Source organism: Pseudonocardia sp. Ae717_Ps2 (assembly GCF_001932475.1).
GTDB lineage: Bacteria > Actinomycetota > Actinomycetes > Mycobacteriales > Pseudonocardiaceae > Pseudonocardia.
In genome coordinates, this window is the sequence record NZ_MCIS01000013.1 from 21,592 (window position 1) to 37,173 (window position 15,582).

Consider the following 15,582-nt stretch of genomic DNA (forward strand, 5'->3'; position numbering starts at 1 on the left):
AATCATGGCCAGGAAGAGCTACTCCGAGGAGTTCCGTCGTCAGGCCGTGGACTTGTACGAGTCCACCCCGGGCGCCACGGTCCGCGGTATCGCCGAGGACCTCGGCATCGTGCGCGGGACGCTGCGGCACTGGCTCGAGGTCTACGGGACCGGCAGGAAGACCGCCGCTGACCGGACACCGACCTCCAGCCCGCTGCAGTCGAGGACGGCCACGACGACGAGCCCGTCGGCGCCGACCGATGAGACGCCGGCCCAGAAGATCGCCCGGCTTGAAGCGAGGGTGGACGAGCTCGAGATCGAGACCACCAAGCTCACGACCGAGCGGGAGATCCTTCAGCGGGCGGCCAAGTATTTCGCCGGGGAGACGCGCTGGTGAGTCGCTTCCAGTTCGTCGCCGACAACTCCGCCACCTTCGAGGTGAAGCGACTCTGTGAGCTCGTCGAGATCGAGCGCTCGTCCTACTACGCCTGGGTCAAGGCCGCCCCGGCACGCGACGAGCGTGCCCGGGCCGATGTCGAGCTCGCGGAGCGGATCAGGGCCGTCCACGCCGAGGACAACACCCAAGGGGCGCCACGGACCCACCACTCCGTGGGCGAAGTGGGCGGGCCGGGCGAGGGCGTCCTCGCGGCAGGCCTGCAGGATCGGGCAGCTCATGCAGAGCGTCTTGGCCTCGGCGGTCTGCTGCAGGGCCGGTCCGCTGGTGCCGACCGGGAAGAACAGCTCGACGTTGTCAGGGGCGGCGCAGGGCAGCCGCGACGCGCGGTCGACGACCGGCATGACCGGCGTGCGGCGCGTGCTGGGTACGGTCTTCATGGGCGCCTGACTTCCTCATGCAGGGGATCGGTTTGGTAGTCCGCTCTGAGGCCTCGGCGGTGCCAGCCGCCGGGGCCTCTCTGCACTCAAGACTAGTCGACGACTAGTCGGGAGTCGCGCCCTGATTCCCGTCCTACCGCACCGAGTGCGCACATATGTCCCGCGACCAGCAGATTTACCGAGTCGCGGACCTAGTCGCGATCTGCGACTAACTCGTCGTCGTGGTCCGGACGGGGAGGCGGGCCCCGGTCACGACGGTTCCGGGTGGACGGTGTCCATGTGCAGCCGCAGCCCCCGGCGTCCGCCCTGGGTGCACAGCCCGCACACCCCGCAGGACCAGGTCAGATAGTCGTCGTCGGGCAACTCGTCGCCGGGCATGACCGGGGTGCCGGTCATGAGCCGTTCGAGGTGAGCTGCCTGAGGTCGTCGCGGATCCGGTCGAGTAGAGCCAGGAGCGCCGGGCCGTGCTCGGCGAGGCCTTGCTGCTCGGCGAGGAACTGCTCGTAGAGCTCCACGTCGGCGGGCTCGGTGACTTCCTGCTCGGCGGTGAGGGTCTCGATCTCCACGGTCGACGGCGCGTCGGCATAGCGCAGCACCACGAACGAGTGCAGCGGGCGCGCGGCGGTGCGCTCCTGGGTCTCGCGTGACAGGACGCCGATGCGGACGTTGGGCAGTCCGGCCAGGGTGGCGATGCGGTCGAGCTGGGCGAGTGAGAGCGCGACCGAGCCCGGGCGCCAGCGCAGCGCGGTCTCGGTGATGACCAGGTCGAACTGCTTGGTCTCGTCGAAGAGCACGGTCTGGCGGTTCATCAGCGCCAGCACCGCGGCCGGGATCTCGTCGGCCGGGAGCAGGGTGTGGACCTCACGCAGGCGGCGGGCGTACTCGGGGGTCTGCAGCAGTCCGGGCACCACTTCGGACTGGAACACCCCGATTCCGCTGGTCTCGGTGTCGCGGCGGCCTCGCGCGTCCTGCTGGGTCGCGGCATCCGGGCGGTCGGCGTCGCGCCAGGGACGTACGCGGGTACCGGTCTCGCGGGCCAGGGCGAGCACCTCGGTGCGTTCGTCGTCGCTGGCCTGGACCCGGTCGAGCCACTGGTGGATATCTGCGATGACCAGGGCGGAGGTGCCGTTCTCCATCTTGGAGGTCTTGCTCTGTGACCAGCCGAAAGGCTGCCCGAGGGCAGCGGCCGACAGCCCAGCGGCCTGGCGGAGCTCCTTCAAGCGCGCCGCCAGGCGCTGGTGCTGAGGGTGGATCTCGGCGCGAGTCAAGGGTGCTTAGCTCGCAGCGTGCTCAGGGGTCTCGGCGCCAGTGCGCGGGGCCGGGACCAGGCGGTACTGGTCGAAGGGCACCGACAGCTCGACGGCCCGTCGGCGGATGGCGATGTAGGGGGCGGGATCCCCGCCCTCGGAGACGCCGAGGAAGTGCCCCTCGTCGTCGAAGTGCTGCAGCACGACGATGCGCTCGTCGAACATCCAGAAGTCCTGGTGGGTCCATCCGTCATCCGAGCCGAGCCAGTGCCGGTCGAGGATCCGGACCTCCTCCCCCGCCGGGAGGTTCTCGCGGGGGTAGCAGAGCAGCTGGAACCGCGTGTAGTCGGTGACCGGGTGGCCGAGCAGGCGGACGCGGCCGAAGTACTTGCCCCGGCCGACCTGGGCGTGGACGTTGGCCAGCCACTCGTCGTCGTCGACCGTGCGCGCCGGGAACGACTCGTGCGCGAGGAAGGCGTCGAAGTCGGGGTCCTCGCCGGGGATCGCGTAGGTGTCGCGGCACTCGAGCCGGAACGCCGACTCCCGGTAGGTGCGGTAGAGCTCGTTCAGGTCCTCGGGGGTCATACGGCCTCCCTCGTCGACTCGGCGGCAGCGGCCAGAACAGCCAGTGCTGGTACCTCGTGCGCACGCTCGCCAGCAGGACAGCGCAGCGTCGTGGGTGTGCCGGCGACCTCGAACCACTCCCCCGCCGCCCGGAGGGCAGTCGAGCGCGGCGCCGGCACCGCTCCTGGCTCAACACCGTGCATCACGAGCTCACGCGCGGCGCGCTCGATCAGGTCGCGCGGCACCCTCACCAGCTGGGGCGTCGCGACATAGCCCTGCACAATCACCGAGCCGCGCTCGGTGAGCCACGCGGTCGGACAGTTGCCGTTGCGGCACTCCATCGTCCCGGCGAGCAGCTGCATGCCCATGAGGTCCGCCTTCCGTTGAGCCGTGATCCTAGTACTCCGAAGACTAAGCGCGACTAGTCGGGCTGGCAACGACGCCGGCGAGACCCGGCGCAGGATCCCGGTCGACGAGTGCGGGAGCCGTCGAGAAATTTCCGGCGTCGCGCGCGTACGCGTACGTCGCGTTGCTCGGTCCCTGGTGGCGGCAGGTTGCTCGCCGGAAATTTCCCCGGGCGGCTCAGGAGCGGTCCCCTCCTCGCCGTGCATGCGAGCGGGCCCGACGCCGCCGGTGCGGGTGGGACACCGAACGACCGCGGCGGGGCCGGCCGCCGCTCGCACGCTCGCCCGGCTCCAGCCTCATCTGCTCCGGACTCGAACCCGCAAGCAGCACGAACGCTCCCCCCTGCCCCGCCCTGCCGGTCGTCGACCGGCGCTCGCCAGAGCTCGATGGGAGGGATCCGAGTGCGGGAGCCACTCCGCGGGCAGGACGGCTCTGCCTGCAGTCCGGGGCCGTCCACCCGGGGCCCGCGGATTCGATCGTCCGCCCCGCGGCGTCGCTGACATGCCAGCTTCGGCGACACGGCCCGGCGCTCGACCCGGGCTGGGCGCGATCCCCTCGGGACTTTCCAGGCCGGCACACGCGCCGGAGATCGCCCACCGGATCGAGTGGGTCGGACGCAGACCGGCGCCTCCTCGATCCGGAAATGTCCGTGGAAATTGGGTCTCGCGGTTCCGGGCGGCTTCTACGCAACGCACGCGTACGCGCGCGGCGGCCCGGCAGGATGCGGGCACGCCCGGGTCTTCTACTCCCCCGGGCACCGGCCGCGCTGCTGACGCGTCGACAGGACCGGGAGACGTCGGCTCCCCTTTGGAGCTGCTGAGCACGCCCCTCGACGCGTCTCGCCTCACGGGCCCTACGTCGAAGCCGCCCAGTCCGGAATGGCGCGCCTGCGAGCTCTGTACCGCGACCTGACCAGGAACAACTGCGTCAGGAACCGACGACGTAGCCCCGGCGGACGCCCCCCGCCCTTCATAAGGGACGTCACGCCCAGCCTGAGGGACCGATCGCGCGGCTGACGCTGGTTCACCCGAGAGCCGCTGGAAGTTGCGTAGTTACTGGTCACAGGCTCACCGCGCCCTGGACGGGTGCTCGCATCCCCTTCCGGAGGTCAGATCGACGCGCAGCAGGCGCGGGAACGCCTGTCTCGGCTGGTCAGAAGGCATCTGCAGGGCCTGAACGGGCACTCACCCCGCCAGGGACTCGGCTGGATGCCCGCGCCGAGCACGCGCGGCCGGCTGCCCACCTCCGCGGCCTTCCCAATCAGGCCTCGCCACCAGTTGCGATACTGTCTCGCTAATAGATGTTGTCGAATCCGCCGTCTCCGGCAGGTTCGCACGGGCTTCGGGCCGGGCGAGAACGCGGCGAAGGTGCTGGTCCGGCCGGGTGTCCGGCTGCGTGTCCGGCCGGACCAGCCGCGTTCGGCAGCCGTGCGCGATGCCGAGGATCGAGCGGGCACATTCGGTGACCTCGTAGCCCCCGGGGCGCCGCGGGCTCGCTGCTCGGAGACACGCTCACGCGGGCTCTCGGCCACACCGCGAACGTCGGTACAGTTCCCGGTACCGAACCAAGCGGGTGAGTGGAGCGAGGATGCGCGAGGGTTCGCTGGTCGCCAGGGCAGACGAGCACGGACATGAGGTTCTGGTCGCCTACCGGCCGGTGCATTTCACGCTGGACGACACCGCGCGTGCGATGCACGCCGTGGTGGACCCCCACCTGCGGAAGGTCTCCTCCCGCGCCCGGGTCGGCCGCAGCCTGGTGCGCGACGTTCTGCGCCAGATCGCGATCGACGACTGGCCGGCCGACTTCGTGGCCGATCCGGAGCGTGTGGACCACTGGCGGAAGTGGCTGGTCGCGCATGGGGTATTCCGTTCAGACGACGGCTGAGCGCACGGGCGACCGTGTCGTGCGATAACCCGGTTATAGGCGCGAGGCACTCTCCGAGGACCTCGGTGCAGCACGATGTCGCCGAGCGCCGACGTCGTTCGCCCAGGGCCTCATCGGCGGGTCGCTTCGAAACGGAATCCTTCGCTACCGAGCGATTGACCCCGGGCGGCAGATTGAGCCGCCAGCGAGCACGTCGACCGAAGAGCTGCGCACCCTGCCGACGAGAAGACGGTGATAACCGGGTTATACCGTCGCCGTGGTGCGCGACCCTGACGCCACACGCCGTGGGATGGCGTCGGAGCGCAGGCGTGCAGATGGCATCATCTGACACGACTTATCCGAAGTAGCGCCCCGATTCCGGGCCGTGAAGTCCACGGAAAGGTGGCCATCTTGGCCAGAGTTCACGCTGTGTGCTGCCAGAAGGGCGGCGTCGGCAAGACCACGATCACCGTCAACCTCGCTGCGGTCGTCGACCAGGTACTGGGGGGCGACGATCCGTCCGTCCTGGTCGTCGGTACCGACCCACAGCGATCGATGGATTGGTGGGCGAGCCGAGTCGGTGATGACATCCCGTTCGCCTACACCGAGACCGACGACCCAAGCGATCTTGAGCGGCTGCGCGATGCCGACTACGCGCACGTGTTCGTCGACACCCCAGGCAGCCTGGAGAACGAGCACATCCTCCGGTCGGTCCTGAAGAGCGCCGACGACGCGATCGTTCCGATCACGACGGAGCCGCTCACCTTCGTGCCGGCAGACACGACGATCACCCAGGTCGTTGAGCCGCTGGGTGTCCCCTACACCGTCGTGGTGAATCTCTGGGATCCACGCGACGGCCGGGTCGACCTCGACGACACCCTCGCCTTCGCTCGGAAGAAGAACTGGCCGCTGGCGAACTCGGTCGTCCGTCGGTACAAGATCCACAGCCGGGCGGCGGCCGAGGGCGTGGTCTGCACCCAGTACGCCAAGAGCCGCGTGGCCTTGGAGGCGCAGCAGGACATCCTGCGGCTGGCACTCGAGCTCGGCTACGGACGCACCCGATGAGCGAGGTGGCCGCGAGCGCATCGGACTCTGGGGTCGGCGCGCCGGCGAAGAAGCGCAAGCGGGGGCGAGTCTCGTTCAGCTCCGATGTCTTCGCCGAGGAGACCTCGCTGCACGCTCTGGCCGACGGCGGGGCGTCCCAGCGCCGGATCCCGTTGTCCGACTTGGCCCACAATCCGCGCAACCCGCGTTACGGCTACGACGACTCCGCGATCGAGGAGCTCGCCGACAGCCTTCGGGAGCACCATCAGCTGCAGCCAGCGACGGTGGTCGCCCGAGATGTCTACCTTGCTCACTATCCCGAGGACGCGGATCAGCTCGGGACCGCGTCGTGGGTGGTCCTCATCGGAAACCGCCGGCTCGCAGCCGCCCACCTGGCCGGGTTGACCCATCTCGTGGCATCGGTCGAGGATCGGCTCGGCGGAGCGGACCCGATGCTGGCCGAGGCCACGCTCGTCGAGAACATCCACCGCCAGGACCTCCCCCCACTGCTGGAGGCCAGGGAGCTCCAAGGCCTTGTCGAGCGGCATGGTTCGCAACGCGCGGCGGCGAAGCGTGTCGCGAAGACCCAGGCGTGGGTCTCCCAACGGCTGTCTCTCCTCAAGCTCACCCCTGAGCTACAGGAGCAGCTCCGCGCCGGCGAGCTATCGGTGAAGGAAGCCCGAACCGTCGCCTCGGTTCCCGCGGAGGAACAGGCGGAGAAGCTCAAGACTCTGCGCGACAAGCCACCTGCTGTGGAGGTCGTGACCTCTTCCGCTGGCGCTGATGCCGATGCTGAGGCTGCGAACGGGTCCTCCTCCCCCGTTCCGGCGTCCGAGCCGGGCGCTCGTGACGAGGCTGTGGACGTCGACAAGATCGCCCGGCGCCTGCGTCGGCAGCTGGACGACGACGGGCTGGAAGCGCTGATCGGCGCGCTGACCGCGCTTCGGCGTTGAAGTCGATAACCCGGTTATCGCCGACCCACAGTCGATAACCGGGTTATCGGTCGCTCGCTCGCAGCGGGTTCCGATAACCCGGTTATCGGCCGCCCCGGCGCGGCTCAGCCGTGCGCCAGGTCGGAGAACCGGCTGTAGTGCAGCTGGTGGGCCACCGTGATCGTCGTGGTCGGGCCGTTACGGTGCTTGGCCAGGATCAGGTCCGCCTCGCCGGCGCGCGGATCGTCCTGTTCGAACGCGTCGGGCCGGTGCAGCAGGACCACCATGTCGGCGTCCTGCTCGATCGAACCGGACTCACGCAGGTCCGACAGCATCGGCCGCTTGTCCGTGCGCTGCTCGGGACCACGGTTCAGCTGGCTCATCGCCACCACCGGCACCTCGAGCTCCTTCGCGATCAGCTTGATTTGACGCGAGAACTCGGACACCTCCTGCTGACGTGACTCGACCTTGCGGCCCGAGGTCATCAGCTGCAGGTAGTCCAGGATGATCAGCTTCAGGTCGTAGCGCTGCTTCATCCGGCGCGCCTTGGCCCGGATCTCCATGAGCGTCAGGTTCGGCGAGTCGTCGATGTAGAGCGGCGCCTCGGAGATCTCCGACATCCGCCGCGCCATCCGCGTCCAGTCCTCGTCCGACATCCGGCCGGCGCGCATGTCGGCCAGCCGGATCCGCGCCTCCGCCGAGAGCAGACGCATGACGATCTCGGACTTGCTCATCTCCAGCGAGAAGAACGCGCTGGTCATGCCGTTCTTGATGGAGCACGACCGGGCGAAGTCAAGGCCGAGGGTCGACTTGCCCAGACCCGGACGGGCCGCGACGACGACCATCTGCCCCGGGTGCAGGCCGTTGGTCACGGCGTCGAGATCGGCGAACCCGGTCGGCACGCCCGCGGCCATCCCGCCCTGGGAGGCGATCGCGTCGATCTCGTCCATGGTGGGCTGGAGCAGCTCCTCCAGCACCGTGTAGTCCTCGGTGGTGGTGCGCTCGGTGACCTCGTAGACCGCGGCCTGTGCCCGGTCGACGACCTCCTCGACCTCACCGCCCTCGTTGCCGTGGTAGCCGAGCTGCACGATCCGGGTGCCGGCCTCGACCAGCCGCCGCAGGATCGCCTTCTCCCCGACGATCTCGGCGTAGTACGCCGCGTTCGCCGCGGTCGGCACGGTCGCGATCAGGGTGTGCAGGTACGGCGCCCCTCCCAGCCGCACGAGCTCGCCGCGCCGCTGCAGCTCCGCCGACACGGTCACCGCGTCGGCCGGCTCCCCACGGCCGTAGAGGTCCAGGATCGTCTCGTAGACGGTCTGGTGCGCGGGCCGGTAGAAGTCCTCCGGGCGCAGCACCTCGACCACGTCGGCGATCGCGTCCTTGCTCAGCAGCATGCCGCCGAGCACGGACTGTTCCGCGGTGAGGTCCTGTGGGGGCTGACGGTCGAAGGTGCCGCTGGCTACGGACCCATTACCAGGTAATGATTCGCTGCCGTGGGCCTGATCGTGGTCGATGGGCTCGGCTGTCAACGGAACCTCCGGGGGGCTCGGCGGAGCGGACGGGCGGCGTGGGAGGTGCGCTCGACGCGGGCGCGGGCGAGCGCACGTTCGTGGGCGGAGCCCGCCTCGCCGATGTCGGCGCCGTTGTCGTGCGGAGAGCCGGTGCCCGGGGAGGAACTCGCCGGGGCCGCGGCTGCGGTGGGCTCGGATGGCTCGGCCGGTGGGGGAGTGGCGGTGCGGCGCTGGCGGCCCGCGTCGAGGTCGCGGCTGATCCGGCGGTAGTGGCGCTTGCTGTCCTCGGGGGTGGCGACCTCGGCGGCGGGTCGGGGGGCGTTGCGGCTGGCGGTGAACTCGGCCGCCCAGCGGCGGACGAGGGCAGAGCGTGCGGCGCGGTGGTCGTCGCTGGTGATGTGCAGGTCGGTGGGGGACAGGTCAGCGGCGCCGTAGGGCAGCCGGTCAGCGGCGGCCTGGCCGTGTTCGGCGGCAGTCTGGCGGCGATGGCGGGCGTCGGCCGAGGGGGAGACCAGCGGGCCGCGATCGTCGCTCCAGCGGCGCAGACGGTGGCGCAGCCAGCCATCAGGGCTCCGGAGCTCGGCTGCCGGGCAACGGTGCACGGCGCGGGCGGGGCCGTCGGCGGTGGGCTGGTGGGCGATAGCGAAGCGCAGGTCGTTGTTGGTCCACCCGGCTTCCCACCAGCGGCGGACGATGGCGCGGATCCAGCGCGGCGTCAGCCGCCGCAGGGCGGGGTCGGAGCGCAGCTCCGCGGCCGCCGCGAGCATCTCAGCCCCGGTCACCGGCACGCGATCAGCGAAATAGCCGCCCTGTTTTTCCTCGTGGCCTGGCCCGGTAGGGCCGAATACGTTTCGTGAAGGTGAGTTGATCTCGGAACTGTGGACACACGCTCTCGCGCGTGTAAGAACCCCTGTAGGAATCTTAGAGGGATTACTAAGTGGGTGGGTTGGGGTCCAAGTTGTGTCCTGTTCGGTCTGTGCCGTGGCCTCGGGCCGAGGGCTACTGGCGGCCTCCGGCAAGGTCGGGATGCCCCTCTCAGCGGCCTCAGTGGCCGGCACACGCAGCTGATAGACCGCGGCCCGGTTCCCGGAGAGGTGCTGCAGGGCGATCGGGCGGTACTGCGGGGTGGACCCGCCCTCGACGCGGGACAGCCAGCCCTGGCGCTGCAGTTCGGCGAGCCAGGCGGCGGTCGAGCTGCGCCGCCAGCCGCTGGCGAGTTGGAGGCGGTCCCAGGTCGGCCAGCTGGTGTGGGCGTCCCAGTCCGCGCGGCGGGCCAGTTCCTCGAGCAGTCCACGCAGCCGTCCTGCCGCGTCGCGGCGGATCTGCTGGTACCAGGGCGAGCCCAGGAGCCCGCGGTACCAGTCCAGCGCGGTGCGGGGGAGTGCAGTGACCGCGTCCAGAGCCGTCGCGAGATCGTCGGGGGTGGAGGTCGTGTCTGCGAGCTCGGACGGCGAGATGTCGCCGCCGCCGGCGAACCAGCACGGCCCGCAGACGACCGAGCGCAGTGGGGTGTCGCGCGTGCTGCCGGAGCGTCGTCGACAGCTCACACACAGCTGAGGAGCCGCCGGGTCGGACTCGGCCTCCCCCGTTCCACAGGAGACGGCGAGGGCCGACATGGTCTGATCGAGGAGCAGCTGCCGCGACGGCGGCTGCAGCGGCACGGGTGCATTGATCGAGGTCGGGCCGGGGTTTGGGTGTGCGGCGATGACAGATCGGCGGTTGTTCAGCGTCGCCGACGAGCTGAGGGCACGTGGGCACGACGAACTCGCCCCGTGTCTGTCATGGTCGCGTTCCGGCCCAGGGTGTATCCTGGACACGCGAAAGCGCCCCTTCTTGGACGGATGGGGATTGGCCCCGGTTCGCCGGGGCTACGGCGTCAGCTCGGGTGCACGACCGACTGATGCGAGAGCGATTCGAGGCGGCCCCCGGGCTAGGGGGCCGCCTCGATCTCGTTAGGAGGCCTTGGTCAGCGGCCGCTCCTGTGTCGTCATGTACTGCACGGGGATCTGGCCCGGCATCTCGAAGGCGTGCCGAAGCCCGATCTCGATTAGGGCGCCACTCACGATCGAGAGGTTCCGGTCCAGGTCGCGCGCGAGGGCACGCACCTGCACGTTGTCGGCAACCGGGATCCGCACAGTCAGAGCGGAGCTGTCGGCCGCGGTGTAACGCGCGGGAAGCGTCGCTGGCAGCTCAGAGACCCGCTGCAATCCTTGTGAGACGAGATCTGCTCCGACCTCGGACCAGGTCAGGCCTCGCCGTGCGGCAAGGTCTTTGAGCGCTGCCTCGACCGCGAGCGGCAGTCGAGGAAAGATCACAACGCGGGAGCCCTTCGAGGGGCGTCCCTTCGCGCGGCCTGATGATCTCCTCGGCATGGGAGGCATCATGGTCCATATTCTGAAGCTCGGATAGTCGACACGCCGCGCAGCCTGCAACCGTGAGGTCGCACCGTGTCGTGGCCCGCGATCTGCTCTGCCAAGACGAGCACTCGAGCGAAGAGGCTTCCGTGCTGTGTGGACCCGGGCGCCGCCGAAAGATAGGTGGCCCTCTGGGTGAGCGTCGTCCACTGTCGGCCGGTCTCGAGCTCCGGGGACGTCCGGGCTAGATCAGTACGGACCAGTGGGGTACGTCGGCATGATCGCGGTAGGGCTGGCGGCTGGGGCGTTCGTGGTCCGCCGGTGGCAGTACACAACCCGCGAGGCTGGGACAGCCCCCCTCAACGGTGGCATCGTTGCGCGCTCCGAGGCCTACCGCCGGATGATCGGAGAACACTGCTCGGGCGTTCGCTGGCGCGATCACCATCCGCCGCTGCTCCGCGTTGAGCGGACCGACGCCCAACTCACTCAGCGCTTTGTACATGCCGCTGGCTCGCTCGGTAGCGGCCGCCGGCGCGGTCGCGTCGTCGTCCTGTGGCGTTCTGGCGCCTTTTCGCCACGGCCAGGGTTTACGCACCATCGCTCAGCGCTCCTCGGCGTCTTGGATCTCTTCGAGCCGGATTCGTACTCGGCGGGCTGTGGCCTCGTCGGCGAGCAGCACGTCGACGGCGGCCCGCAGTACGTCTTGGGTGGTGAGCCGCGTCCGGCCCAGCGTCACCGCTGTGTCGAGTCGCCACGTCGCTAGTGCCTTGTGATTGGCCTGGGTGAGGTCCACGGTCTGGCGGACCTTCCGGTCGCTGTCGGGGGCCGGTCGCGGCTGGGCCTTCTCTGCGGCCGCTGATTCGGCCGCTGCGGCCTTCTCTGAGCGGTCCCGCAGTGATCGGGCCCGGCTTCTAGCGTCGCTCATCGGATCGAGGTCCCCGTCAGCTCGGTGAGTGCGTCCCCGTAGGCCGTGGCTGCCGCCCGCTCGATCGGCCCGCCGAACGACTGCGCGAACCGTTGAAGCTGGGAGACGTGCGACCGCAACACCCGCCAGCCCTCGGACTCCAACAGCTCCCGGTACTCGGCGTTGGCCACGGCGCGGGGGTTGGTCCGGGTGAACATCGCCGCTGCCTGCGGCGGAGTCTCATGTCGACCTAGGTGTGCTAGGTCGTCGATCAGCTCCTTCACCACGGGCATCCGCTCCACCTCGGCCGAGGACGGGGCCAGGGGACCAGGACGTGGGTGGCGGCGCGGATCGCTGACTCGACGATGCCTCGTTCCTTCTCGGTGGCGGGGTGTCGATGACGACGGCGTCGTAGTCGCCGGCTTCGAGGTCCACCCCGACGCCGGGGACGTGCAGCCGCCCTGTGGCCATGCCCCGCACGGGGATGCTCCATTCCGCCATCTCGGCCCAGCGGGTGATGCTGGCCTGCGGGTCGGCGTCGATGATCAGGACGCGGTGGCCGTTCTCGGCCAGGGCGTGAGCGAGGAACGCCGAGCTGGTCGTCTTGGTGCTCCCGCCTTCAGATTCATGACGATGAGGATCACGCCAACTCCCAGGGTTCAGGTGACTCAGGTAGTGCAGTGGCTCAGTTAGTGCAGTAGTTCAGCAGATCAGGCTTCTCAGGGCCAGCGTGACAGGCGCTCTCGCGACGGCTCAGTGGGGCCAGCGAACAGCACGCATCTGCACGGCGTCTCCGTCCACCGCGCTCACACCCCGGACGAACGCCACCGCTCGATCGGCAAAGGTCACCACACACAAGCCCTGGCCCCGGACGTACGGGATGCTCTGGATCTCCCGGCGGCCCAACGCCTGCACCCCGAGCTGGGCGACGCACTCTTCGTATGTCGGGTCGCGCTCCTCGGTCCACAGCGCGGCCGGCCCACCGCCGTCCACCGCAAGGGTGCCGTCGCCGGAGTCGAACCGCACGGTCGACGTGCCGCCGATCGTGTCGACCTTCGGCGGTTGCTCGCTCATGTTGACGCCAGGGTCAGTGATGCGCAGTGTCCCGGTCCAGGTCGCGGCCCGTGGTGGTGGCGGTTGTGCCGGCGGACCAGCGACCGGCTGCCTGGACGGGTTCGGAGCCCCTGTCGGACCGCTGACCGCGGCACTGGACTGGATCGCCAGGCAGCCGCTCATGACGAACAGCAGACCGACCCCCGCCAGCAACACCGGTTTGAGACAGCCGCCACCAGTCCGCCGCTCCCTCCGGATCACGCCACCGCCTCGACTCCACGCCTACCCGCCCGATCTGAGGCGGACCTGGGCTCAGTCATCGACGGCCCCTCCACCGCGCCATCCAATCCGCGATCTCGGGGGCGGCCATCGGTGCAGGGAGCTGACGAATCTGGTCCTCGATGATCGTCGGCCCCTGGCGGGGGTTGCCCCGCTCTCCCCGCGCCCGGAGCCATTGCCGGGTCCGAACGCTCCACGGCCGCGACGGCGGACGCACCGACCCGGGACTGACCGTCAACATCGCGACGAAATTCCGTCATCGCGCATGACGATGCTCGCCGCACGCAGCAGCAGGATCACCCCGACCGCGATCAGCACGACGCCCCACAAGCGACAGCATCGCGCCCTCCATCTCGGATCTCGTCACGTGCCGAGCCCGATCAGCATCGCACGCGAGCGGTTTCCGCGTTTCGCTGATCACCGACGCCGGTAGGCGTGCCGAGTGCGCCAGGCGCGCTGGATCTCCCAGCGCGACCGGCCCCACTCGGCATAGGTCCGCCCGCACAGGGGGTGGGACCGGAATACGCCAGAAACCTGCCGTCGACTCTCCGGTAGGCGCTGATCAACGGCACTGACACCGCTGCGGGCCGCCGTGCGGCTATGGTGATCACGTCCTACGAGGTGATCTTCCGGGGTTTCTGGGGTGGCGTCGATTGATCGGACCGCGTATCCGCGGTTCAAGAGGGTGGTGTCGGCGCGGGAGCTGGCCGAGGCGTTCACTCCCACGCCGGACGAGGCCGGTTGGGCGCGGACGAAGACCACCACGGACCAGCACTTCTTGGCGCTGGTGGTGCTGCTGAAGTGCTACCAGCGGTTGGGGTACTTCCCGAAGCTGTCGCCGTTCCGCCGGTGGTGGTCGACTGCGTCCGCAGCAAGCTGGAGTTGGCTGAAGCCGTCGAGGCCGGTGTACGAGTCAGACCGGACGCTGTGGCGGCACCGGGACTTCGTGCGCGGCGCGGTTGGGCGTGAAGTACACGCCGGCTAACGTGCGCGAGGTCGCCGAGTCGGCGATCCGCAAGGCGGTTGCAGTCCAAGGACAACCCGGCCGACCTGATCAACGTGGCGCTGGACGAACTGGTGCGCCAAAGCTGCGAGCTGCCCGGCTACACCACGCTGGACGCGATGACCGCCTCGATCCGCACCGAGGTCAACACCGGTCTGTTCAGCAGGGTCGCGGCCCGGCCGGACCGGATGCAACGTGCCCGGCTGAAACGCCTGCTGTGGGTCGATCCGGCGACCCGCCGCAGCGAGTTCGACCGGCTGAAGGACTCCGCCGGCGCCGCGACGCTGGGCAAGTTCAAGGACCGCCTGGCGCGCCTGGCCGCGTTAGACGCGCTCGGTCCGACCGAGCTGTGGCTCGACGGCATCCCACCGGGCAAGGTCGCGCACTTCGCCGGCGAGGCGCGGGTGACCGACGCCGCCGACATGCGGAAGGTCCTCAACGACGACAAGCGGCTGACGCTGCTGATCAGCCTCGTTCACGAGTGCCGCACCTCGGCCCGCGACGAGGTGGTGACCATGTTCTGCAAGCGTCTCGCCGCGCTGCACAAGAAGGGCCGCGAGCGTCTGGCTGAGATCCAGTCCGCTAACCGCGCCGAGACCTAACGACTCATCGGCGTGCTCGGCGACGTCGTGGCCGCCGCCCGCGAAGCCAGCATGCCAGCCGACCCCAGCGAGCCGGGCCAGCCGGTCGAGGGCGTGGAGGAACGCACTGGCCGCCTGGTTCTCAAGACTCTGGCCGACGCCGGCGAGATCGACGCACTGGCCACCGCGGCCGAGGCGGTGTCGGCCTACCACGGCAACAACTACCTGCCGCTGCTGGAGCGGTTCTACCGTTCGCACCGGCCGGTGCTGTTCACCCTGGTCGACGCGATCGAGCTGGAGGCCACCAGCGCTGATCGCAGCGTGCTGGACGCGGTCGAGTTCATCCGCGCGGTCCGCGACCGGCGCAGTGACTGGATACCGGAGACCATCACGGTCGAGGTGGATGGGCAACCGCCGACGACGGTCAGCGTCGATGCGGACGCCTTCGCCAGCGACGCCTGGCACAAGGTGCTGCGCGACAAGCAGCGACCCGGGATGCTCGCGCGGCGACACCTGGAGGTCTGCGTGTTCTCCTACCTGGCCGCCGAGCTGCGCTCCGGGGACATCGCGGTCGCCGGCTCGGACTCCTACGCCAACCTGCACGCCCAGCTCATGACCTGGGACGAGTGCCAGCTGCTGGCCGCGGACTTCTGCGCTCAGGCCGGTATCCCGATCGACGCGGCCGCGCTGGTGGCGCACTACCGGCACGAGCTGACCCGCACCGCCGCGACAGTGGACGCCGGTTTCCCGGCGAACACCGACCTGGTCCTGGACGGCGAGCGGCCGGTGCTCAAGCGCCGCAAGGGCGCCGACCGGCGACCCTCGGCGATCACGCTGGAAGCGGCGATCCACCAGCGGCTGCCCGAACGCAGCCTGCTGGACATCCTGACCCGCACCGCGTACCTGACCGGCTGGCACCGGCACTTCGGGCCAGCCTCGGGGTCGGACCCGAAGATCCGCGACACGCTCGGCCGCTACGTCACCACGACCTACGCCTACGGCACCAACCTGGGCCCGGCCGAGGTCGCC

General features: G+C 69.7%; 17 protein-coding genes and 2 pseudogenes. 7 read left to right on the forward strand and 12 right to left on the reverse strand.

Translation table 11 applies throughout. From position 1 onward, the window contains the following. Positions 1-4: 4 nt before the first annotated feature. Positions 5-621, forward strand: a pseudogene (locus tag Ae717Ps2_RS32765) (transposase); the annotation flags it as partial. 15 nt (positions 622-636) lie between these two features. On the opposite strand, the pseudogene Ae717Ps2_RS32775 reads toward Ae717Ps2_RS32765, so the two are convergent. From Ae717Ps2_RS32775 to Ae717Ps2_RS32790, 5 genes and pseudogenes are all read right to left on the reverse strand, one after another. Then, positions 637-813: pseudogene (locus Ae717Ps2_RS32775) on the reverse strand (hypothetical protein); the annotation flags it as partial. 249 nt (positions 814-1,062) lie between these two features. After that, complete coding sequence (locus Ae717Ps2_RS37770) at positions 1,063-1,209, reverse strand: hypothetical protein (RefSeq protein ID WP_158071578.1); 147 nt, start codon at positions 1,207-1,209, stop codon at positions 1,063-1,065. Beyond that, the gene (locus Ae717Ps2_RS32780; protein ID WP_075313259.1) at positions 1,206-2,081 is read right to left on the reverse strand and encodes a DUF5753 domain-containing protein; all 876 of its coding nucleotides are present in this window, start codon (positions 2,079-2,081) and stop codon (positions 1,206-1,208) included. The genes Ae717Ps2_RS37770 and Ae717Ps2_RS32780 overlap by 4 nt, the downstream gene beginning before the upstream one ends. 6 nt (positions 2,082-2,087) lie before the next feature. Continuing rightward, positions 2,088-2,645 (reverse strand): DUF6879 family protein, encoded by a 558-nt coding sequence (locus tag Ae717Ps2_RS32785; RefSeq protein WP_075313258.1) that lies wholly within the window; start codon positions 2,643-2,645, stop codon positions 2,088-2,090. Then, positions 2,642-2,992, reverse strand: a complete 351-nt coding sequence (locus Ae717Ps2_RS32790; protein WP_075313257.1) for a hypothetical protein — start codon at positions 2,990-2,992, stop codon at positions 2,642-2,644. The genes Ae717Ps2_RS32785 and Ae717Ps2_RS32790 overlap by 4 nt, the downstream gene beginning before the upstream one ends. A 1,624-nt stretch (positions 2,993-4,616) precedes the next feature. On the opposite strand from Ae717Ps2_RS32790, the gene Ae717Ps2_RS32795 reads away from it, so the two are divergent. The 3 genes from Ae717Ps2_RS32795 (at position 4,617) to Ae717Ps2_RS32805 (ending at position 6,889) form a co-directional block, all read left to right on the forward strand. Beyond that, on the forward strand, positions 4,617-4,913 hold the full coding sequence (locus tag Ae717Ps2_RS32795) for a hypothetical protein (RefSeq protein WP_075313256.1): 297 nt from the start codon (positions 4,617-4,619) through the stop codon (positions 4,911-4,913). A 408-nt stretch (positions 4,914-5,321) separates the two neighbouring features. After that, a complete protein-coding gene (locus Ae717Ps2_RS32800) occupies positions 5,322-5,957 on the forward strand; it encodes a ParA family protein (protein WP_233147839.1) in 636 nt (211 codons plus the stop codon). Next, positions 5,954-6,889, forward strand: coding sequence for a ParB/RepB/Spo0J family partition protein (locus Ae717Ps2_RS32805; RefSeq protein WP_075313255.1), 936 nt, complete (start codon positions 5,954-5,956; stop codon positions 6,887-6,889). Before Ae717Ps2_RS32800 ends, Ae717Ps2_RS32805 begins: the two co-directional genes overlap by 4 nt. 104 nt (positions 6,890-6,993) lie before the next feature. On the opposite strand, the gene dnaB is transcribed toward Ae717Ps2_RS32805, so the two are convergent. The 7 genes from dnaB to Ae717Ps2_RS32840 form a co-directional block, all read right to left on the reverse strand. Continuing rightward, positions 6,994-8,382, reverse strand: a complete 1,389-nt coding sequence (gene dnaB, locus Ae717Ps2_RS32810; RefSeq protein WP_075334529.1) for a replicative DNA helicase — start codon at positions 8,380-8,382, stop codon at positions 6,994-6,996. 11 nt (positions 8,383-8,393) lie between these two features. Beyond that, positions 8,394-10,040, reverse strand: coding sequence for a hypothetical protein (locus Ae717Ps2_RS36885; RefSeq protein ID WP_139319126.1), 1,647 nt, complete (start codon positions 10,038-10,040; stop codon positions 8,394-8,396). 291 nt (positions 10,041-10,331) lie between these two features. Further along, positions 10,332-10,763, reverse strand: coding sequence for a hypothetical protein (locus Ae717Ps2_RS36890; protein ID WP_139319254.1), 432 nt, complete (start codon positions 10,761-10,763; stop codon positions 10,332-10,334). Between the two features lie 571 nt (positions 10,764-11,334). After that, positions 11,335-11,526, reverse strand: a complete 192-nt coding sequence (locus Ae717Ps2_RS32830; protein WP_075313251.1) for a hypothetical protein — start codon at positions 11,524-11,526, stop codon at positions 11,335-11,337. 128 nt (positions 11,527-11,654) lie between these two features. After that, positions 11,655-11,921, reverse strand: a complete 267-nt coding sequence (locus Ae717Ps2_RS38620) for a hypothetical protein (RefSeq protein ID WP_233147882.1) — start codon at positions 11,919-11,921, stop codon at positions 11,655-11,657. After that, positions 11,878-12,318, reverse strand: coding sequence for a ParA family protein (locus tag Ae717Ps2_RS40700; protein WP_198932384.1), 441 nt, complete (start codon positions 12,316-12,318; stop codon positions 11,878-11,880). The genes Ae717Ps2_RS38620 and Ae717Ps2_RS40700 overlap by 44 nt, the downstream gene beginning before the upstream one ends. A gap of 72 nt (positions 12,319-12,390) precedes the next feature. Then, complete coding sequence (locus Ae717Ps2_RS32840; protein WP_075334514.1) at positions 12,391-12,711, reverse strand: hypothetical protein; 321 nt, start codon at positions 12,709-12,711, stop codon at positions 12,391-12,393. 901 nt (positions 12,712-13,612) lie between these two features. Between Ae717Ps2_RS32840 and Ae717Ps2_RS32845 the strand changes: the two genes are divergently transcribed. From Ae717Ps2_RS32845 to Ae717Ps2_RS32855, 3 genes are all read left to right on the forward strand, one after another. Next, positions 13,613-13,954, forward strand: a complete 342-nt coding sequence (locus Ae717Ps2_RS32845; protein ID WP_075334817.1) for a DUF4158 domain-containing protein — start codon at positions 13,613-13,615, stop codon at positions 13,952-13,954. 38 nt (positions 13,955-13,992) lie between these two features. Next, a complete protein-coding gene (locus tag Ae717Ps2_RS32850; RefSeq protein ID WP_075334818.1) occupies positions 13,993-14,574 on the forward strand; it encodes a hypothetical protein in 582 nt (193 codons plus the stop codon). A 12-nt stretch (positions 14,575-14,586) separates the two neighbouring features. Continuing rightward, positions 14,587-15,582: Tn3 family transposase (locus Ae717Ps2_RS32855; RefSeq protein ID WP_158071618.1), on the forward strand; the 996-nt coding region annotated here is incomplete at its 3' end.

Coding starts and splice junctions, on each gene's coding strand:
- Ae717Ps2_RS32785 (WP_075313258.1), bottom strand. CDS start 2,645: ATGACCCCCGAGGACCTGAACGAGCTCTACCGCACCTACCGGGAGTCG.
- Ae717Ps2_RS32790 (WP_075313257.1), bottom strand. CDS start 2,992: ATGGGCATGCAGCTGCTCGCCGGGACGATGGAGTGCCGCAACGGCAAC.
- Ae717Ps2_RS32795 (WP_075313256.1), top strand. CDS start 4,617: ATGCGCGAGGGTTCGCTGGTCGCCAGGGCAGACGAGCACGGACATGAG.
- Ae717Ps2_RS32840 (WP_075334514.1), bottom strand. CDS start 12,711: ATGAGCGAGCAACCGCCGAAGGTCGACACGATCGGCGGCACGTCGACC.
- Ae717Ps2_RS37770 (WP_158071578.1), bottom strand. CDS start 1,209: ATGACCGGCACCCCGGTCATGCCCGGCGACGAGTTGCCCGACGACGAC.
- Ae717Ps2_RS36890 (WP_139319254.1), bottom strand. CDS start 10,763: ATGATGCCTCCCATGCCGAGGAGATCATCAGGCCGCGCGAAGGGACGC.
- Ae717Ps2_RS32805 (WP_075313255.1), top strand. CDS start 5,954: ATGAGCGAGGTGGCCGCGAGCGCATCGGACTCTGGGGTCGGCGCGCCG.